We start from the raw sequence: 19,142 nt of genomic DNA, 5'->3' as shown, positions 1-19,142 counted from the left end.
TCTGGCGTGCCCAACCCGTGCCCAACGGCATTCCTAGACTTCCTCTTCTGAGTCTTTCGTGAGAGGTGCAAAGTCCAGAGTCAGGGCCTCGCGTTCCTTCTGGAATACGGTCCTGTACCTGTCCTGTGTGAATGAGGCGCGGGCGTGTCCTACATGGGCACTAATGACCTCGACGGCCTGTCCCTTCTGCCCGTGAATGGAAATAAAGCTGTGCCGGAGTACGTGCGTCCCCTTGTACGTCACTCCCGCCTTTTGGCAGAGGGCTTGCATCAGCTTGTAAACGTTGTCCGGCAGGATGGGCAGACCGCGCGAGGTGGTGAATACGGCGTCACTGCCCACATACCGCACCCCCTGGGCTTCCCTGTCGAGCTGCACTTGCCCCGGCATGTCTCGCAGGATGGTCAGGGCGTCCCCTGATACACGGATGGTCCGGCGTGACCGCGCCGTTTTCGGGGTGGTCCGGTGCGCCTTCCCGCTCAGACTGACCAGGGCTTCCCGCACATGCACCAGCCCGTTTTCCACGTCTACGTTCTCCCACCGTAGCCCCAGAGTCTCCCCTATCCGCATTCCCGTCGAGAGCATGAAGCAGAAGGCCACACCGCGCCGGTCCTGCCTTGCCACGGCATAGAAGCGCCCTGCCTCTTCCTCTGTCCAGGCTTTCGACGTTTCATCCTGTGCAGCCTCGCGGGTGTACCTGGGGCGCACCACGTCTGCGGGATTCCGCAGAAGGTCGCCATGCCTGACGGCTTCCGCGAACACCTGCCGCATGATGTTGTGAACCTGCCTTTTCATGGAATCACTGAGGGGCTTCCCAAGCGTTTTTGTCCGGCGCTCGTCACGGTGCTGAAGTTCCGAGTAGAACACTTCCAGGTCACGCGGCGTGATGCTGGCAAGTTTCCGCCCGCCCAGCGCGGGGACAATGTGCGTGTCAATCATGTTTTTCTGCCCGTGGCTGTACTTCGCTGCCTGGGCGTCACGGCGTAGGTCATGCCACGCGAGCACGTATTCCTTCAGGGTCGTCTGCGGCGTCACGGTGAACTGACCGCGCCTTACGTCTGTTCGCACTTGGCTCAGTGCTTCCTCTGCTTCTGTTTTCGTGTCTGCGGTTCCGCTGACCCGCTGCACTTCGCCGTTCGGAAGCTCGACGGTTGCCCGCCACTGATACCGCCCAGAGGTCAGGCGACGGATTGACCCGCGCCCGTTCCCTCTCTTGGGCTTGTCACCCTTTCTTGCCACTGTCTGCCCCCGCACCCATAAAGGAAAGGAATCAACCTACACCAAGTTCACCACGTACACCGGGCGTGTCCCAGACGCACTTTTTACGGGTGAACGTTCAAGCGGGCCTGACGGTCAATGTTCATCACCTGCACCGCCTGGGCGCTCTGCCTGTGCGTCAATCGGAACGGCCTTCAGGGTCAGCCCCAGAGCGCCTAGCAAGTCGAGCAGGCTTTCAGGCATGGTGCCGCGCTTCCCGCTCATGATCTGAGCGACTGAAGGCTGTTTTACGCCCAGCCGCCGCGCAAGTTCAGCTTGCGTGATGTTCTGCCGGTTCATTTCCTCGCGTATACGGGCGCGGATTTCTTCATTCACGTTCATTCCCCCTGAGTCTAGGTTAGGCGCTCTGCCTTCCCTTGTCTTATAGGCACTTTGCCTATTGACAGTATAGGCACTATGCCTAATAATATCAACAGCAGAAAGGCCGGTCACCTCCTACAGTTCCCGGCCTTCTCTGACTCCCACGTTCGGAAGGAATCACCATGAAAGATAGCAAGCCCCGCAACATCACGCGCACCTGGGAAACGGTCACGGAACACCGCCCCCACGGGGAATACTGGGGCGACACCCTGCACACCGTCACCCTGACTGCCGATCAGCACGGCACCCTGACTGCCCAGCTCGACGGCCAGCCCGCCCCCGTCGCTGACGCCGTGCGCGTCCTGCACTACGCCACCCGTACCGAACTGGTCAGCGAGTACCGCACCCCCGAACCGGCCCCCACCATCGGGAAGCCCCGCGCCGCCCGCCTGCACCGCCTCATGGGCCGCCTGGGGCTTCCCAGCGCCCAGCATTACGCCCTCGCGGCCGCCGCCCTGGGCGAGTGGGCACCCCTGCCCAGTCTCGCCACCCTCACCGAACAGGAAGCCCGCACCGTCTGGGCGCACCTGTGCCGCCTGTACCCCCAGGCCCGCACCGCCGCCTGACCCCTCACCGGGGGCGTCACCGGATGACGCCCCCCCTTCACTCACACCCCCAGAGGACACCATGACTGACACCCACGAACAGACCGCCCGCGCCGCACAGCACGCCACCCTGACCCCCGCAGAGCGCCGCGCCGCACTCGCCCGTATCGAGGAACGCCGCGCCCAGCTCACGGCGGAACTCGCCCAGCTCGACGCAATCCAGACCGGGCACACCCGCGCACTGGAAGAGGCCCGCGCGTGACGGCCGCCACCTGTGACCGCTGCGGGGACGTGCCCGCCCTGCCCTTCAGGGAAACGCCCCTGTGCCCCGCCTGCACCGCTCAGGTAGGGCTAGAAGAGGCGGCCGCCTCGCACCTGCACGAACTCATGACCCCCGTTGTCCGGCAGTGGGCCGCGCACTGGGCGCACACGTTCCGGCCCGTGGAACTCGCGGCCCTGCTCGCCTGTGAAGGGGAAGCCTGGGGCGGCCCTGCCGGTGAACCGGATGAAAACGCCCTCGCCTACCTGCACCGCATCACAGGCGGTCAGGCATGACGCCCGCCCCGATCTGCGCCCAGTGTGACGCCCCGCACGCCGCGCCCTTCACGCACGATCACGGCACGGAAGAGATGCTGTGCGCCCCGTGCCGCCTGTCAGTCATCGAGCATCAAGGCGCGGAAGCGTACATGGCTCAGGTGCTCGCCCGCGCCCTGGGCGAGTGGCTCGACGTGTACGGCACCCGCCCCGGCTTCCTGACCGGCTCAGAGGAAGAGGCCGCGCATCAGGCCCGCGCGGTCATGCGTGACCTCATGGCAGAGCGCCGCGCCCCCTAGCGCCTGGTTCTGCCCTTTACAGCCCGCACCGCAGAAAGTCCCGCCCCGATCACAGGGCGGGGCAATTCATGTAGCCAGCTCCATTTATTCCAGGCTTCCAGGCGCGGACTTCCAGCGGTGCCCGTGTGGCGATACCGGACAATTCAGGCGATAGGGCACCCTACGCCAGACTTAGGCCAGCTTAGGTTTTCGGGGTCAACCCCAGGAAGTCAGGGCAGACCCCATGACAGGTGCAGGCACAGGCGCACCCCATGACAGGTCCACACAGCGCCCGCCGTTGCTATCAGCAACAGTGCCCCCGATCAATTTACCCGCGCCGGTAAAAAGTGCAGCCAGCGTGACTTATTCCAGCGGTCAGGGCGTACAAAGCTGACACAGAAAGGCCGGACAAACTTTACACAGAGGGACGGGCGGGCCTCGCGTTCCTGCGAGGTTGTGCGGAATGCCACAACCTGCACCGCTCAGACTTTCGGGATCCTTCGGGCCGCCGTTTCAACCGGCACCCCGTCGAGTTGCCACCTCTTGCCACCCTCCGTTTCAACTTGAGAAATACCGGCCTCTTAATAATTCCTTAACTGAGCAAAATGCACAGTTAAGACTTGATGAAGGTCGCACCGCGTCGAGTTGCCACCTCTTGCCACCCGCCGTTTCAACCGGAAGGTGTGCCCCCCACGCGCACGCGGGCGCGAGGGCTCCGACCCTGGAGCCATCTGACTCCAGGGTGTGCCCCCCACGCGTGCGCGGGCGAATCACATCATTTTGTCCCCTCCGGCAAAATGGTGCAGGCTGAATAGGTCGGTGGAATCGACGGTAAGCGGGGGGTCCGGCCCCCCTCATACGTGCCGCCTTTACCTGTGTGCTGCCGGTTGAAACGGCGGAACCTCGCACGGCACGGCGTTAGCTTCCGTCAGGTGTGCCGGTCAGACTGTCCACACTCTGAACAGTGTCCCCAGGCGTGCCGGTCTATCTGGAGGATTCCGCCAGATGGACGGGTCACTGCCTGAATCGGACAGTGACGCCTCACTGCAACTATTTACAGTGAAGCGCGGCATCTGTGAACCGTTCACAGATGAGCTGCCCCGCCGTGACTGGGGATATCCCCAGTGAGCACAGGAACGCGGCCCCAGGTCATCCCAGGGCCGCGCAAATGTTCGGAATTGTCAGGGTGCCGCCCGGTCAGGCGTGCCGCTCGCCAGCGTCCACAACGCCCCGCAGAGGCCCCGGCGTGTCCTGTCCCTCATCCTGACGCCGCGCCGCTTCCAGGTCATGCAAGGCCCGGTACAGCACCCGCTCAAGGTGCGCTTCATACCGCGTGACCTTCTCCAGCACTTCACCGGAAGGCAGGGCCGCGAGGTTCAGGGCGTCCCGCTTCACATGCTGGGCTTCCAGGGCCGCCGCCCGCACGCCCGCCGCGCGTTCCCGTTGCGTCAGGGCGAGACTCAGCAGCACCCGGTCCCCAAACTCAGGCAGTCGCGCACGCCACAGGCTGACCAGTCCCGGCAACTCTTCCGCTTCATATTCCCAGTCGCCACACTCGACGGCTTCCACGTCCCCCGCTTTGGGCTTCCGGCCGGTCATGGCCTGCACCATCTCACCCGGCTTCACTTTCACCGTCAGCATGTACGTGCCCAGGGCGTACCCCACGGGGTAAGACTCATTGTCAGACAGTCCCGCCCCGTCATGCCCAGCCGCGAGGGCTTCCAGGTGCGCGGCCGTCCCTTCCAGTCTCAGGGCTTCCGCTTCACTCAGGGACGGGTCAGCCCGCAGACACGCGGCACTCTCGCCCACCATCCGGTGAAGGCGGTTGAATGCCTTGGTGACGGCCCCGGCGTGCCCGTACTCGACGGCTTCAGAGATGCCCTGAAGCACGCGCCGCTGCTCACTCGCGGATTCAGCCGCCTCAAAGCGGGCCACGCGGTCAAGTCGCCACAGGGCGAGGGCCGCCCGCTCTGCTAGGCGCTCTTGCAGGTAGCCGCGTGCGCCGCTCGACGCCCTGACCGCCTCGACGTGCGCGAGGTACGCGGCCCGCTCTGCCGGGGGGACGTGCTCACTCAGGATGCCGTGCCTCTGGGCGTTTGCGCCCCTGGGGTCACGCTCGACGGGGGCGGCGTTTGTTTCGTAGTTTTCACTGTTCATGCTTCACCTCTTCCACCTGGGCGCGGTCCCGTCCGGCCTCTTCCTGCCCGCGTTCCAGCCCCAGGGCCAGACGGCGCACCTCTTCCAGCGGGTCATACGGACGGCGGGCCGGGTCTGGCCTGGGGAACAGACGGGCGATCAGCAGCCCCAGCGCCCCGTCCGGCTTGCCGGTCACAGCTCGCCCCGGTGCGCCCGTGCGCGGTCACTGCGGGCCGCGTGCCACCCGATCAGGGCCTCCCTGAAGAGGGTGCCGGTGAACGTTTCGACACGCTCAGGGAACGCCGCGTAACTGAACGGTTCTACGATCTGAAGGGGCAGGGGGTCGGTCACGTCTGCGGTTGTCTCCGGCTGGAAGTTCCGCGAGTAGCGCAGCGCGTCCACATTCACGCCCCGCCCCTGAAGCTCACTCAGCAGGGCGTCACTCACCACAGAGCGCCCCCAGTCATTCTTAGTGACTTCGCCCATCTCGCGGGCCGTTTCGATCCACTGCGCCCGCAGATCAGCCCACCGGCCGTGAAGTCCTATCAGGCGCTCAAGTTCCGGCGTCAGACTCTCCACCAGCCCCCGCAGACCGCCGTGAAGCTGGGCGCGGCTCTGCTCAATCTGAGCCGCGAGGGACTCGACGCGCTCAAGGTGCCCTTCCCGGTCCCGCTGAACGCCCAGGGCTTCCAGGTGCGCGGCCGTGCGCTCAATCTCTGCCCGCTGATCTTCCAGCATCGAGGCGAGGGCCGCGCGGTGCCCTTCCACCTCTGCCATGCGGGCGAAGTCGCGTGACTTGCCGCTCTGCAATTCCCGCAGTGTGGCCGCCTTCTCAGCTTCCAGTGTGGCGAGTTGCAATTCATCCGCCCGCAGGTTTTCTAAGGCTTTCTGTGTCTCTTTAATTTCCCGGTCTAGTCTCTGCTTACTCATGCCTTCCACAATGCAGGAACCCCGCCCAGCTATTCAGGCCGGACGGGGTGAATGGTGGAAACGGGGTGAACGGGGTTACAGCAGCTCGCCCCAGTCCAGCGGCAACCCACGGTCAGCAGCGAACGTAGCGAGGTCATGGGGGCGCACGTACCGCCACCCGCGCCCATGCTCGACGCGCCAGGAAGGCAGAGCGCCGGTAGTGAGTGCCCGCTTGACCGTCTCTTCCTTCAGGTTCAGGGCGCGGGCAACCTGTCCAGCCGTCAGGCCGTGAGGGATGCCAGCGGGGACACCGTGCGCGGCCGTCATGCCCGCCCCCCTTCCCAGGCTGTGAGGGCCGCGTAGGCTTCCGGCGTGCTGACCTCTTCGCATTCCCAGGCGGTCAGGATGTGCCACGGTGCGCGAGTAGCGAGGGCGTACCCGGCGCGGTACGTGTCAGGGTGCAGGCCCGCTCGCTGTGCCGCTTCCAGGCTCAGGGGCGAGAGGGGCGCACGGTCAAGCGGTCCCCATCTGAAGGCGGTCATGCTGCCCACGCGCCCCGCGCTTCCCATAGGGCCTGTATCTGCCGTTCCGGCTCGACGCCCGCCGCGTACATGGCCGCCGTGGCGAGTACGTATTCCCCCAGGTTGGATACCAACCCGCCCGGAAGGGGCGCGGGGAAGTTCAGATGGTTTCCCACGGCGGCACGAATGAGCCTGACCAGGGCTTCCGGCAGAGGCGCAAGCGTGCCCCGGCTGGGCTGTAGGGCCGCGATCAGGTCAGCCTTGTGTGCCCTGATCTGTGCCGACAGTTCCGGCGTCACGGCGCCGTCAGGGGCGCGGGCGATCAGGCGCCCGCCCTCGACTTCCAGCCGCACGCCTCGCGCGGCCAACTCTTGCAGCAGGTCAGGACTCACCATTCGTGAATCACCTCCATTTCAGGGACGGGGGCGGGCACAGGGCGCTTCACGGGGGCGGGGTGTACTTCGATCAGGGGCGGGTGTACTTCGGCCGCGCAATGTTCACCCGGTTTTTCCTCGTCTGACACGTCCCCGGTGTATGTGGTGAACGTGGTGTAGGTTGATTCCCCCACTTTAGACAGGTGGTAGCGTTCACCGTCTTTCGAGCGCCCAGCGGGCGTGACCGTGTACCCCGTCTTACTCAGGGCGGGGGCGAGGCGGCGCAGACTTGCGCCCAGGGCGCGGGGTGTGCGGGGCCACGTCTGCGGAACGCGCCCGTCTGGGTACTCTCTTTCTCCCAATATGCCAAGTAGCTTTTTGACCGTGCCGGTCCACTGTTCCTGATCGTGCATCAGGCGGCGTAACGCCTCTGCCACGGGGTCACCGTCGAGCACGGTACTTGCCGCTTCTGTCTGCATGTCCCCGTATGCCGTCATGAACGCCCCTTCAGCCCAGGGCAGGGCCTTTTCCCCTGCCACGATCAGGCGGGCGAAGTCTGCTAGGCGCGGGGCCTCTTTGAGTTCCACACTGTCGAGGTTCCGCAGACTTTCAGACAGAGCCGTGAGAAGCGCCCCCAGCAGGCGCGGGCGGGCCTCTTCATACGCCTTCCAGAAGGTGCGCTCTGTGCGGCGCTGCTCTGGGGGGATGCGGTACAGGGTGACGGTCAGGGCACGTTCCGCAAGGTCAGGGCGGGCCAATAGGTCAGGAATCCCGTTCACGATCACGGGCCGCACGGCCTCAAGGATTGTCTCTTCGCCGTCGCTGTACAGGGTGCGGGCAGTGAACGCCCCGCCTGTGGACAGGACACACAGTGCGTCACTGAGCCACGCGGGAATGCTCGACAGGTTATCCAGGCTCATGACGTGCCCGTTCTGCGCCCCCACGAACAGGTCACGTTCCTCTTTCGGGGCGCGGCGCCGGTCAGCCTGATTCGGGTCTATCAGGTTCCTTAGTGCCGTTGCGGCCGTGCTCTTGCCGGTGCCCTGCTCGCCACTGAGCGCCAGCACGGGGAAGGGACTCATGCCGGACAGGGCCGCGAGTAGCCACGCCGCGCACATCATCAGGCCCCGCTCGTCTGTGTTCAGGAAGCTGCTCAACTCGCCCAGCTCGCCACCCTTGACCGGCACCGGCAGAGGCAAGAGGCCAGGGGGACGGGTGAACCGGACAGGGCAGGCGTCAGGGGCGATCACTCGCCAGTCACCGCCACTGACTTCCACCGCTTCCCAGGCGTCTGTGCCCAGGTCAAGGAAGGTGCGCCCGTCGAGATGCGCCACCCTGAGCGACGTGCGGTATTCCTGCCCTTCCCGCCTCGCTATGGCCTGCATGAGGCCCACGGCTTCACTGAGTGCCTGACCGTTCAGGGCGCGGCGTTCCTTCTGCCAGAAAAGCGCCTGAAGGTAGTCACGCACGGCCCGCCCAGGCAGGCGGTAGTGCTCACGGTGCCCTTTCACAGCCACAGTCAGGAACGTTCCGCCTGTCTGATCGTGCCAGAGTTCCGCGCCGTCCTCTTGCGCGTATTCGAGCGCCCGCGTTCCAGCCGGGGGGCGCCTGCTTTCGCCGTCATCCCCGCCCGCCTTGGGAAGGGCGGGAATGTCATAGCCGCACACGTCCCGCAGGTAGGGCACGCCGCGCCCTTCCCCGCCCCCCGCTTCAATCGTGACAGCCCAGCGTTGTAATTCCTCTTCCCACTGGGCGGGCGTGCGTGAACCATCCGCACACCACACGCTGAACACGTCAGCCCCGCCCAGCCCCTCAAGCATTCCCTGAAGGTCACCGGCCCGCGCCCCCAGGTTCAGGAACGCGGCCGCCGCATCATGACGGGCGGGCGGGGCTTTCGACGCCGCGAGGCGCAGTAGCACGTCCACTGCCGGGGCCGCGAGGTCAGACCCGGACTTCCGGGCGGGTGATTCGGGCGCACAGGCGGGCGGCACCTGGGCGGCCAGACGCCGGAACGTCTGCGCGGGGCCACGCTGAATCCATTCCCCCAGTTCGTCTACCGGGATGGGTTGCCCGTCTGCGTTTTCAAGGTAGGTCCGGCCCAGTCTGGGTGTGACGCCCTGACGCTCTGCCAGGGCCAGGGCATAGGGGGTGATAATCCACCGCCCCGCCGCATCCGGCTTCCCCATCGGGTACGTCTCGACGGTCACCGGCAACCCGGACAGTTCCCGTATCCGGGCAAGTGCGCCGATCATTTCCGCCCAGGTCAGGCGGCCGTCTGCGAACGTCCAAACATGCCAGCCTTTGCCGCTCGTGCTGCGTTCCGGGTAGGCGTTCAAGCCCTGACCGGCGAAGGTATCGAGCACGCGCCGCAGTGCTTCCCCCATCCCCTCACCGGGGAAGTCTTTTGCGTCGAGGTCCAGGGCGCCCACATCCGTACCGTCTGCATATCCGGGCAGGTAGCCCAGCGCGTTATCCGCACTGCGGCCACCCTCGCCCAGGTGCGTAGCAAGCGCCTGTAGGGTCACCGGGGCGTCTTTCACCGTCGAGGCCAGCTTGTGCCCCTGAGCGTCCCGCCCCGTCACACGGCCATGCTTTACGGGGTTAGGGGGGAAGAACTGGGCGAAGTCTGCGGCCGCACTCACGCCTGACCGCCATTCCGGGGCCGGAAGCCCGGAAGGGCCATGAGCATTTCTGCCACCTTCAGGCCCGCGCCGATGTTGCCGGGTCGCTGCATGTCGAGTAAGGCCAGGGCGTGCAAGTCTGATAAGCTGCGGGTGTCCCGATTGCTACCCCCGCGCCCGTCATTCCACTGACGGGCCGCTTTCATTTGCTGCCGCCCGTGCCGTTCAGGAAGTCCTCAATGGCAGTCAGAGGAATGAGGATTTTCCGGCCTACGCGGATGCTGCGAAGCTGCCCAGAGCGGATGAGGTCATACACCCCGTTCCGGCCTACGCCCAGCATGGGGGCGGCCTCTTCAGGCTTACGGGTGAGTCGAGCGGGGCTTTCTTGGATTACAGTCATGGTGCGGCCTCCCTTGAGGTCGTTACGGCTTGAGAGTGCCCCTAGTGGGGCTTTCGGCTAACTGAGGCGAGTAGGAGCGGCGATCTTGGCGGGTTGCGCTCCTATTCGCTGTTTCTGTTGAGTTTGGCGAATCACGGTTCATGTAGTCACCTCCTGTTTGATGACAATTCAATTATGGAACCCTGCCCGTAAAGCTGTAATAGGGCCTGTGGAAACTGTGGATAACCCTATTTCATCCCGTCCCAGCACGCATATAACCTGTGGATAAAACTGTGTAAAACCGGGTGTTTCCTGTGGATAACCTGTGGATTCTTTTTTCATACGTCACATGGCTGGAGCCACACTGTGTTTCGATGACCGGGCGGCGTTAGCCAATCGGGATCACCTGGGATCAAGTATTGCAAGAGGTCACCAATCACTCTTCTAATCAATTCATGCCGTTTCCGCGCTAGCAAATGCGGTTTTCTCCCGTCTGGTACGTTATCAGGGCAGTTATCCACAGCTTGTGAAAGTCGGCACGGGCTTATAGGTCGGCCGCAGAAACAGCGGTATTCACGGCACGTCCCGCCGCGTGTAAAAGTTCCCGCCATGAAGTGCGTTTCGTATACGAATACAGGTTCTTGCACTGTCTGAAAAAGTCCTCGAAGGTCGCTTTGAGGTGTTCCTTCGTGCGCCCGCCTAGGTTGCGGATGTTCTGGTTTCGACTTACGCGCTTATGCCCAACCCGTGCCCAACCGATACGGGATGAGAGGGCATAAGCGGGCATAGGAAGTCACAGCCCCGCCCGCCTATAATGAAAAAAGCACGTTCCAGAGGGACTATTTAGCCCATGCCGGAAGGTGCCGGGGTGAATCGGGATGAGATAGCGTCCCCCTGTTAATCGGACGGTCGTTGGTTCGACCCCAACCTGCCGAGCCACGCAAAGCCCCCACTTCGGTGGGGGTTTTTCATGTCTGGCCCAGGCCCAAGCGGTCGCGCTCAGAGCAGGCGGCCCTGTTCGGGACCGTGGCCGGGGTCGGGGGTCTGCACGGGAACGCCGTGGGCGTTCAGGGCCTCGCGCAACTGGGGAATGTTGTGCAGCGCGTGGCCTTTGGTCGTGTTCTCAAATTGGACATTTTTAGGGTCACTCAGATTCACCACCACAGACACTTCAACCTCTTCACCCTTGGGGGTGTTGAAGTCGGCATAGAACCTGATACCCAAGCGATACAGAAGGCTGTTCACCTCTGCCCACTCTTCAGCCTGCACTAGCCCCTTCAGCAGCCTCAGACCCTCTGCCAGTTCTGCGGCTAGCTGGTTCACCACATCAGGCAGCACAACTTCCTCTAGCCGCATCTCGTCGGGAAGTTCAAACTCATCTTCCCCCCTAGCGAGTGCAGCAAACGCCATACCCACAATGCCCCCTATGCCGCTGTTCTGACGCTGGTACACACTCTGTACAAACTCAGGGGTAATAGGCAGCCCTGAAGCCGTCAGCATCTCAGCTAACCTGTTGTATTCCTTCCTAGCGCCTTTGATTCTCTCGCTAAAATCCTCAATCTTAATCTCAATATCTTCTATTCTATCTTTGTTTGCATCAATAAAACTCTTAGCATCTCCACCAATTTTAATCAGGGTGTTTACAGTAGTCCTCAAATCCTCTTTTTCACTAGCTAAATTATCCCTCTCTAAGGTATAAAGATTTATGTGCTTCAGAAGGGTATTCAGCTTAACCAGTACCTTAGACAACTCTCTAGAGTAATTCTCTTCTAAACCCAATTCACTAGCTTCATCAAGGAACTTCATAAGAGCAGTTACAAGGTCTGTGTATCTAAAGGTCTTAGCACAATCAGGATTATTGCTCTTACCCTCATTCCTGTAAGCCCTCTGGACATTACGCCCATAAGAAGAACAGCCGACAATAAAAGTAGAATAACCTTCTCTGCGCTTGATGCTCTTAACTCTCACTGTTGCAAATTCACCACAGCAGCTACAGGACACCAGACCACCAAAAGGACGGATACCCTCAAATTTCCCCCTACCAGCCTTATTCTTTAGGCTGTAGGCTTCCATAACCCTAGCGTATAAATCGTCAGAAACTATTTTAGGGTAAGAGATTGTTCTATTAAAAACCTCTTCATCAAAGCTGTATGTTTCCTCGATTGGCCTACCGTTGTATTTATCCAGCAGCTTAAGGGTATCCCTGAAAAAATGATGGGTGAAATATCCACCACTTCTAACCCTGTAGCCTTTTTCAATCGAGTAATCAATAGCCTCTTTGATGTTCTTTTTATCCGCAAAATATGACAGGAAGTCTACCAGAGAATCAGCTTCAGAAGGGTTGATAACTACAACCCTAAACTTAGTCTTCTGGTTAGGGTCTAATTCGGTTCTGTATCCGAAAGCTTGCTTGCCCAAAGCAGAGCCTCTATTGAACTGGTTTACCCTGCCTTCCAAGTTCTTTTCTACAATATTATCTCTTTCGTATTGTGCAAAGAAGCCTTCAAACTTGATATCCTTTTCGCACTCTCGATAAGTTTTATACGTGCGCCCCTTATCAGCAATGCTGACTTTCCCACCTAAATCATAAACTGCTTTAATAATTTCCCTAATAACAGCAGCATCTCTACCTATCCTATCAACCCTCTTGATAATTACGTGCTTAATCTTCTTCTCTTCAATAAGGTCATAGACCTCAGCAAGCATTTTCCTATCAATACCTTTTTTAGTACCGCTAACCGTATCGTGATACCAGCTCTTAGGGCTAGCAGCTTCCCAGCCCTGCTGTTCTGCGTACTTCTCACAGGCCCTCATCTGCCCTTCTGGACTGGTGTTGTCTTCCTGACCATCAGTAGATACCCGAGTGTAAATAGCGTACCTGTCGGCAAAACCAGTGTCTCTAAGGTTCATTTTTCCTACCCCTTTGCGGAAGCTTCCAGACTCCCAGCGGGGTTATTCTATCCTATTTACGTAAGGTCACGCGTCTGTGATTAGCGCGCTTTCGAGTGCCCGGCTTCCGGCCGGGCACTCCTGCCGTTACCATGCTGTGCATGAGCACTGGGGCGACTGAGAAGGATCTCTTCGAGATCATCCGTCGTCAGTCCGAGCAGATCGACCAGTTGATCGCCGAGAACAAAGCCCTCAAAGCGGAAATCGCCCGCCTGAAGAAGCGCATCGAGGAACTCGAACGGCGGGAACGCAAGTACGCCGCCCCCTTCAGCCGGGAGAAGCGCACCGCCGATCCCAAATCACCAGGACGCCGTCCTGGTGAAGGCACTTTCGCGCACAAGGCCTCACCCACGCCAGAGCAGATCACGGCCACCGTAGAGGTCGACACGCCCAACACCTGTCCTCGATGTGGGTTCACGGGCCTGCTGATCTTCACCCGTCAGGACAAGGCCTGGGTCACGGAACTCGTCCCCCAGAACGCCATGCAGATCACCGAGTATCACGTGCCCGTTATGGAGTGCCCGCAGTGTCACCACGCGATGCGTGGTGACCATCCTGATCTGAAAGCCGATCAGGTCGGTGCGACTGCCCACCGACTCGGTCCCGTCCTGCACGCCACCCTTCAGACCCTGCATCACGAGCTGGGCCTGCCGGTCCGCCGCATCGGTCGGGTCATGGACCTCCTCGGCGGCCTCCAGATCACGCAGGGTGCGATCACGCAAGCCGCACAGCGGCTTGCAGCTGACGGCAGCGCCCTGGCGGCCCACGTCGACGCGCTGCAGACACAGATCCAGCAGGCGCCCTACGTGCATCACGACGACACCGGCTGGCGGGTCGGCGCCCAGAACGCCTGGGTAGGCGCCTTCCGCAGCGCGGACACCGTGCTGTTCCGCGCGAACCTGCGGCACACCAACGTGGAAGTCCGGGAAGGTCTGGGGCACAACTTCGCCGGCGTGCTGATCAGCGACCGCTTCTCCTCGTACGACAGCCGCTTCCTGCAGGACGTCCGGCAGCAGAAGTGCCTGGCGCACCTGATCCGCAACGCGGATGAGGTTGCCGCTGTTCTCCAGCGGCAACCCGGGCGAGGAGAACTGTATGGGCAACGGGTCGCGCAGGTGTTCCGGGACGGCATCCGACTGCACCAGGACGTGACGACGGGCGTGTGTACGCGAGAGGACTACGCGCAGCAGGGTGAGGTACTCACCCTGCGTCTGGACGCCCTGCTGAACCGGGCACCACTGAAGTCGAAGGCAAACGAGCGACTTCGACTGGGAATCCTGAAGCAGAGCGTACTGGATCGGTTGTGGCGGTTCCTGAAGGACCCGGACATTCCACCGACGAACAACGCAGCGGAACGGAGCCTGCGGACGGTGGTGATGGCGAGGAAGGTCTCGCAGTGCAGCAAGAACGCGGTGGGTGCGCAGACGTACATGCGGATCAAGTCCACCGTGGAGACCGCGCGGTTGCGCGGTCAGGACCCCGTCGCGGTCCTGACCGGCCTGATGCGCTGACTGGACGCTTGACCTTTCGGCCGACCGCTAATCACAGACGGGGCTTTTTTATGGGGCAAGAATTCAGGGCTACCGCTCAACTGGTAGCCCTGCTGGAAGTGGTGGCTAGGCGGGGTAGTGCCTAGCCCCTGTAGGAGTGTAGCGCCTGTCTGTGGGGCCTACAGCCCTAGGGTCTGGGGGTAGTCATAGTGCGCTAGCTCTGAGGCACCTTCAGGGGGCTGGTAGCCGAATCTTTCAGCCATAAGGAGCTGGAAAGTGCGTATCTGACGGAAGATGTTAAGTTCACCCTTCTGTGACCTGTAAGTAGTGGTGTTCTCGAACAGGACGTACAGTTCGCTCAGGTCGTCGGCGGCCAGGGCGATCTTCTGGGCCCACTCGTCCATTTCGGCGCGGCTGTAGCGGTAGTCGTGGCGTTCGGCGGCGCTCTGCCCTTCCCACCAGCTGCCGGCGTTGCGGCCGTGCAGGCGCAGATAGCCCACGTCGCCGGTGACGTGCAGCTGCGGTTCGGGCAGGCCTCCGGCGGGCGGGTAGTCGGGGCTGACCCAGATCAGGCCGCGCTCGGCCATGCCTTCGCGGACTTCCGGGCGGTCCCAGCCCTCATGGCGCATCTCGACGGCCAGTTCGTGCCCGGCGAAGCGTTCGGCCAGCTGGCCCAGGTAGCGGCGGTTGGCGGGCGTGCGGTGAAACGAGAACGGGAACTGCGCGAGGTAGGGGCCCATGACGCCCGCCTCCCGCAGCGGTTCGGGGCTCTGGAGCATGCGGTCAAAGTCGGCGTCGGTGGGCGCGCGGTCGTGCGTGAAGACCCGGTGGAGTTTCACGGTGAAGCGCACCCGGCCGCCGCTCTTGCGGGCCATGCCCTCGAAGGCTTTCAGGCCGGGAATGGCGTAGAAGGAGCTGTTCAGTTCGGCGGCGTCGAAATGCCGGGCGTAGGTGGCGAGGTAGTCGTCCTTGCGGACGCCCTCGTAGATCAGGCCCTGTTCTGTCCAGTCGTCGTTGCTGTAGCCGCCGCAGCCAATGTACACGCGCATAAGGTCCAGGGTAACGGCGCGGGGTACGTGCTGAGCCTGCCGCGCCCTTGCGGTGGCCTTGAGCGTTCCGGGCGCGGCGGGTGGTGCGGGTCATACGGATTCCGTCTGTTTCGTTAACTGACATCTTGCAGTTTAGGGGGCGGGAGCAGAAAGTGCGTCCTGGAAGGCATCAAGCTCGGCGAGTTCCAGTTGAAGCGCTCTACGACGCACTTCTGGGATAAACGAGAACCGAACGGTTCTCGCTAACGCTCCCCAATCTGGCCATGTTCCCGGTGGTCTGGGCGGCACATCCTGATCCGCCAAGTGGCAGAGCAGATACGCCAGCCCTGAGAGACACCACCACCGCATCACACCTGTTTTGCTGTGCTGCGCGAACCGCTCCAGGCCGAACCGCCCCTTGATGGTCTTGAAGAAGCCCTCGATCCGCCAGCGGCGTTTCCCGACTCTGGCCAGGTACTTGCCGCCCAGGTTGATGTTCGACATGACGAAGCGCTGCTCTGGCTCTTTGTTCCGGTATAGCCATGCCCACGAGACGTACATGGTGGGTTTCAGACCCTGGAGTTGTGCCTTGTACCCGCGGGTCATCAGCTCGTGAATGGGTGTCCCATTCGCGAGTGTTCTGTTGCGCCGGACACCAATCACGATGTCTATTTCTCTTTCCAGGACGGCCTCAATGAACTCCGCACTTTCGAAGCCCCCGTCTGCATGCAGACGGGGGCGGCGCTTCCCCTGAAGCATGACGGGTGGAACAGTGCGGAGCAGTTTGAGGGCTAACGCGGCGGGTGAGGACGTGCCTTTTCCACGCCAGATCTGAAAGGCCCAGGGGAGCTTCAGGTCTCCACAGCAGATGTACAGGACGACCAGGTGAACGCCGTTCACGGCGTTCAGGACGTGCATCCAGTCGGAGAGTCCGGGGAACTTTCCTGCCTTTTCGAGGCTGGTCAGGTCGACCAGGAATTCGACCCGGGGACGCTGGTGTGGAGCATGTTTCCAGGTGTCATTGAAGAGCTGGAGTGCAGCCTGGCGCATGAAGCGGCAGAGTGTCCGGAGATCCCAGATCGTGTGGTTGAGGAATCGACTGATCGCGGAGGGCGATTTGACGGTTGCGCGAGTGGGCAGGGGACGACCGGAACCGTCGAGGAGGAGGTCCAGGAAGACCTGAAAGGAATCGCGATGTTGTTTGCGCGAAAAGCAGGTGAGGATGTCAGAATAGAGCCGTCTGGCACGTGCATTCTTTGGGTTCACACCTCATTCTGAGGCCAAAGCGCCGTGCCAGACGTCCTTTTCTAAAACTGCAACATGTCAGTTAACAACCCGGAAACACACCGGGTTGCCAACTCCACGCCCGGAGGGGCGTTTCTCTCCTACTCGCATCCGCTCGGATTGAAAGGCTTTATAAGCCATTCAATCGGAGTCCGTATCAGCCGTTGAGGCTGGGGGGGCGGTTCAGGGTGGTCCAGAAGGCTTGGATGGTGCGCATGGCGTCCCGGAACTGCGTGAAGTCCATGGGTTTGATGACGTAGGCGCTGGCGCCGTGCGCGTAGGATTCGCGGATGTCGCGGCCCTCGCCGCTGGTGGTGAGCATGACGACCGGAATGCCGCGCAGCGCGGCGTTGGCGCGGATGGCGTCGAGCACGGCGATGCCGTCCATGTGCGGCATTTTCAGGTCCAGCAGGATCAGGTCGGGCAGCGTGCCTCGCACGCGGGCCTGTTCGAGCAGAGCGATGGCTTCCGGGCCGCTGCTGGCGACACTGACCTCGTGGCCGCCGGGACCGGCCGGAGTTTCGTCGAGGGCGGTCAGGGCGAGTTCCACGTCGTTGGGGTTGTCGTCGATAAGCAGGATCCTGCGGGTATTCACGGTGCCCCCACGGCCGCTGGCCGGGTCAGTGCGAGGAGAACCTGTGACCGGGTGTCACTGGTGACCATCAGCTTAGCAGGGTCTATGAGGGTTTTCTAAAGTTAGTTTAACATTTGAGGACCTGTTCTGTGCAGTAAAGACCTTTTGCGTGGCGAGTGCCGCGCGCCCCTGCAGGTGGCCCGCAGGCGTGCAGACGAGCCCGCTCCTGCCCACGGTCCGGGCCGCGCCGAGCGCGTAGACTTGCCGTCATGTTGACCAAGCGCATCATTCCCTGCCTGGACGTGCAGAGCGGCCGCGTGGTGAAGAACGTCCGGTTCTTCGAGGACCACCGCGACGCCGGGGACCCCCTGGTACTGGCCCAGGCGTACGAGGCGCAGCAGGCCGACGAACTGGTGTTCTACGACATCACCGCCACGCACGAGGGCCGCAGTCTGATGCTGGACGTCGCGGCGCGCGTGGCCGAGCAGGTCATGATGCCCCTGACCATCGGGGGCGGCGTGAACCACCTCTCGGACTTCCGGCAACTGCTGATGGCCGGCGCGGACAAGATCAGCGTGAACAGCGGCGCTGTGACCCGCCCCGAATTGATCCGCGAGGCCAGCGACCACCACGGCGCGCAGTGCGTGATGCTGAGCATCGACGCCAAACGTCGCCCGGACGGCCAGGGCTGGAACGTGTACCGCGCCGGTGGGCGCGTGGATACCGGCCTGGACCTGATCGAGTGGGCCGTGCGCGGCCAGGAACTCGGCGCGGGCGAGATCTGCCTGAACATCATGGACGCCGACGGCACCCGCGCCGGCTTCGACCTGGGGGCGACCCGCACGGTGGCCCGCGCGCTGGACATTCCCGTGATCGCGTCCGGCGGGGCCGGGAAACTCGAGGACTTCCGGGACGTGCTGCGCGGCGGCGAGGACGGCGGCTGGGCCGACGCGGCGCTGGCCGCCAGCGTCTTTCACTTCGGAGAACTGACCGTCCCGCAGGTCAAGGCGTACCTGAAAGGCGAGGGGCTGCCCGTGCGGCCCGACTGGCACGACACGCACCTCTGAAACAACCCACAGGCGCCCGCCCAAACGTCGCCAGCCGTGAACGACCGGCGGTGAGCCGCGCACGGTGAACCTCTCCCCTGCTTTTCCTGCCTGTTTCCCTGCCCCCGGAGGGGCCTGACATGACCACCCCCGACACCCTGAGCCTTGACGCCCTGAACTTCGACCCGCAGACCGGCCTGATCCCGGTCGTCACGCAGGACGCCCGCAGCGGCGCCGTGCTGATGCAGGCGTACGCCGACCGCGCCGCCGTCGAGCGCACCCTGGACACCCGCGAGGCCACCTACTACAGCCGCTCCCGGCAGGAGCAGTGGGTGAAAGGCGCGACCAGTGGCCACACCCAGCAGGTCGTGGACGTGCAGGCCGACTGCGACGCCGACAGCCTGCTGTACCGCGTCGTGCAGACCGGCCCCGCCTGCCATACCGGCGCGTACTCCTGCTACCACCAGCCGCTACTGACCACCCAGGCCCCCCAGGCCGGGCTGGACGGCACGCTGGACCGCGTGTTTGCCACCATCACCGAGCGCCTTGCCACGCTGCCCGAGAACAGTTACGTGGCCCGCCTGCACGCCGGAGGCCTGGACCGCGTGCTGAAGAAGATCAGCGAGGAAAGCGGCGAGGTCCTGCTGGCCGCCAAGAACCACGACCGCGCCGAACTGGCCACCGAGGTCGCCGACCTGCTGTTCCACACCCTGTTCGCCATGGCCGAGGTCGGCGTCTCGCCCGCCGACGTGGCTGCCGTGCTGCACGAACGCGAGGGGAAAACCGGCCTGAAAGGCCCGAAAGAAGTGGGCTGAGGAAGACCGTAAGGGCGCGGGCAG

The 19,142-nt window shown here is 62.8% G+C and carries 20 protein-coding genes and 2 pseudogenes; 7 read left to right on the top strand and 15 right to left on the bottom strand.

Annotated elements, in window-relative coordinates:
* Nucleotides 1-33 precede the first annotated feature (33 nt).
* Nucleotides 34-1,032, bottom strand: a complete 999-nt coding sequence (locus tag M8445_RS08330) for a tyrosine-type recombinase/integrase (protein WP_273987295.1) — start codon at nt 1,030-1,032, stop codon at nt 34-36.
* 318 nt (nt 1,033-1,350) lie between these two features.
* Nucleotides 1,351-1,596 (bottom strand): helix-turn-helix domain-containing protein, encoded by a 246-nt coding sequence (locus M8445_RS08325; protein ID WP_273987294.1) that lies wholly within the window; start codon nt 1,594-1,596, stop codon nt 1,351-1,353.
* A 161-nt stretch (nt 1,597-1,757) separates the two neighbouring features.
* Here M8445_RS08325 and M8445_RS08320 point away from each other — a divergent pair, with 161 nt between their 5' ends.
* From M8445_RS08320 to M8445_RS08305, 4 genes are all read left to right on the top strand, one after another.
* The gene (locus tag M8445_RS08320; RefSeq protein WP_273987293.1) at nt 1,758-2,201 is read left to right on the top strand and encodes a hypothetical protein; all 444 of its coding nucleotides are present in this window, start codon (nt 1,758-1,760) and stop codon (nt 2,199-2,201) included.
* Nucleotides 2,202-2,262: 61 nt separating this feature from the next.
* Nucleotides 2,263-2,442 (top strand): hypothetical protein, encoded by a 180-nt coding sequence (locus M8445_RS08315; RefSeq protein ID WP_273987292.1) that lies wholly within the window; start codon nt 2,263-2,265, stop codon nt 2,440-2,442.
* Nucleotides 2,439-2,735, top strand: coding sequence for a hypothetical protein (locus M8445_RS08310; RefSeq protein WP_273987291.1), 297 nt, complete (start codon nt 2,439-2,441; stop codon nt 2,733-2,735). The genes M8445_RS08315 and M8445_RS08310 overlap by 4 nt, the downstream gene beginning before the upstream one ends.
* Nucleotides 2,732-3,013, top strand: coding sequence for a hypothetical protein (locus M8445_RS08305; protein ID WP_273987290.1), 282 nt, complete (start codon nt 2,732-2,734; stop codon nt 3,011-3,013). The genes M8445_RS08310 and M8445_RS08305 overlap by 4 nt, the downstream gene beginning before the upstream one ends.
* Nucleotides 3,014-4,189: 1,176 nt before the next feature.
* Here M8445_RS08305 and M8445_RS08300 read toward each other — a convergent pair.
* The 10 genes and pseudogenes from M8445_RS08300 to M8445_RS08255 form a co-directional block, all read right to left on the bottom strand.
* The gene (locus tag M8445_RS08300) at nt 4,190-5,149 is read right to left on the bottom strand and encodes a hypothetical protein (RefSeq protein ID WP_273987288.1); all 960 of its coding nucleotides are present in this window, start codon (nt 5,147-5,149) and stop codon (nt 4,190-4,192) included.
* Complete coding sequence (locus M8445_RS08295) at nt 5,139-5,324, bottom strand: hypothetical protein (protein WP_273987287.1); 186 nt, start codon at nt 5,322-5,324, stop codon at nt 5,139-5,141. The genes M8445_RS08300 and M8445_RS08295 overlap by 11 nt, the downstream gene beginning before the upstream one ends.
* Nucleotides 5,321-6,058, bottom strand: coding sequence for a hypothetical protein (locus tag M8445_RS08290; protein WP_273987285.1), 738 nt, complete (start codon nt 6,056-6,058; stop codon nt 5,321-5,323). Before M8445_RS08290 ends, M8445_RS08295 begins: the two co-directional genes overlap by 4 nt.
* Nucleotides 6,059-6,133: 75 nt before the next feature.
* A complete protein-coding gene (locus tag M8445_RS08285; protein WP_273987283.1) occupies nt 6,134-6,364 on the bottom strand; it encodes a helix-turn-helix domain-containing protein in 231 nt (76 codons plus the stop codon).
* Nucleotides 6,361-6,579, bottom strand: coding sequence for a hypothetical protein (locus M8445_RS08280; RefSeq protein WP_273987282.1), 219 nt, complete (start codon nt 6,577-6,579; stop codon nt 6,361-6,363). The genes M8445_RS08285 and M8445_RS08280 overlap by 4 nt, the downstream gene beginning before the upstream one ends.
* Complete coding sequence (locus tag M8445_RS08275) at nt 6,576-6,953, bottom strand: TubC N-terminal docking domain-related protein (protein WP_273987280.1); 378 nt, start codon at nt 6,951-6,953, stop codon at nt 6,576-6,578. The genes M8445_RS08280 and M8445_RS08275 overlap by 4 nt, the downstream gene beginning before the upstream one ends.
* Nucleotides 6,947-9,472: a hypothetical protein gene (locus M8445_RS08270; protein ID WP_273987278.1), complete on the bottom strand. Its 2,526-nt coding sequence runs from the start codon at nt 9,470-9,472 to the stop codon at nt 6,947-6,949. Before M8445_RS08270 ends, M8445_RS08275 begins: the two co-directional genes overlap by 7 nt.
* 283 nt (nt 9,473-9,755) lie before the next feature.
* A complete protein-coding gene (locus M8445_RS08265) occupies nt 9,756-9,953 on the bottom strand; it encodes a helix-turn-helix domain-containing protein (protein ID WP_255674718.1) in 198 nt (65 codons plus the stop codon).
* Between the two features lie 978 nt (nt 9,954-10,931).
* Nucleotides 10,932-11,066 (bottom strand): annotated as a pseudogene (locus M8445_RS08260) (DUF72 domain-containing protein); the annotation flags it as partial.
* Nucleotides 11,067-12,368: 1,302 nt separating this feature from the next.
* Nucleotides 12,369-12,842 (bottom strand): annotated as a pseudogene (locus M8445_RS08255) (recombinase family protein); the annotation flags it as partial.
* A 140-nt stretch (nt 12,843-12,982) separates the two neighbouring features.
* Between M8445_RS08255 and tnpC the strand changes: the two are divergent.
* Entirely contained in the window at nt 12,983-14,392 is a 1,410-nt protein-coding gene (gene tnpC / locus M8445_RS08250; RefSeq protein ID WP_273987275.1) for an IS66 family transposase, read from the top strand.
* A 158-nt stretch (nt 14,393-14,550) separates the two neighbouring features.
* Here the strand turns inward: tnpC and M8445_RS08245 are convergent, their stop codons facing one another.
* The 3 genes from M8445_RS08245 to M8445_RS08235 all read right to left on the bottom strand — a co-directional run bounded on the left by M8445_RS08245 (nt 14,551) and on the right by M8445_RS08235 (nt 17,278).
* Nucleotides 14,551-15,420 carry a DUF72 domain-containing protein gene (locus M8445_RS08245; protein ID WP_273987273.1) on the bottom strand — a complete coding sequence of 290 codons (870 nt, stop codon included), beginning with the start codon at nt 15,418-15,420 and terminating at the stop codon, nt 14,551-14,553.
* Nucleotides 15,421-15,552: 132 nt separating this feature from the next.
* Nucleotides 15,553-16,665: a transposase gene (locus tag M8445_RS08240; protein ID WP_273987271.1), complete on the bottom strand. Its 1,113-nt coding sequence runs from the start codon at nt 16,663-16,665 to the stop codon at nt 15,553-15,555.
* 175 nt (nt 16,666-16,840) lie between these two features.
* Nucleotides 16,841-17,278: a response regulator gene (locus M8445_RS08235; protein WP_273987270.1), complete on the bottom strand. Its 438-nt coding sequence runs from the start codon at nt 17,276-17,278 to the stop codon at nt 16,841-16,843.
* 248 nt (nt 17,279-17,526) lie between these two features.
* Here M8445_RS08235 and hisF point away from each other — a divergent pair, with 248 nt between their 5' ends.
* Both hisF and hisIE read left to right on the top strand, forming a co-directional pair.
* A complete protein-coding gene (gene hisF, locus M8445_RS08230) occupies nt 17,527-18,324 on the top strand; it encodes an imidazole glycerol phosphate synthase subunit HisF (RefSeq protein WP_273987269.1) in 798 nt (265 codons plus the stop codon).
* A 119-nt stretch (nt 18,325-18,443) separates the two neighbouring features.
* The gene (gene hisIE / locus M8445_RS08225; protein WP_273987268.1) at nt 18,444-19,118 is read left to right on the top strand and encodes a bifunctional phosphoribosyl-AMP cyclohydrolase/phosphoribosyl-ATP diphosphatase HisIE; all 675 of its coding nucleotides are present in this window, start codon (nt 18,444-18,446) and stop codon (nt 19,116-19,118) included.
* Nucleotides 19,119-19,142 lie beyond the last annotated feature (24 nt).

The sequence above is a fragment of the Deinococcus aquaticus genome, assembly GCF_028622095.1.
Taxonomy (GTDB): Bacteria; Deinococcota; Deinococci; order Deinococcales; family Deinococcaceae; genus Deinococcus; species Deinococcus aquaticus.
Note: the sequence above shows the minus strand (reverse complement) of the source record. Positions and strands in the feature narration are given on the sequence as shown.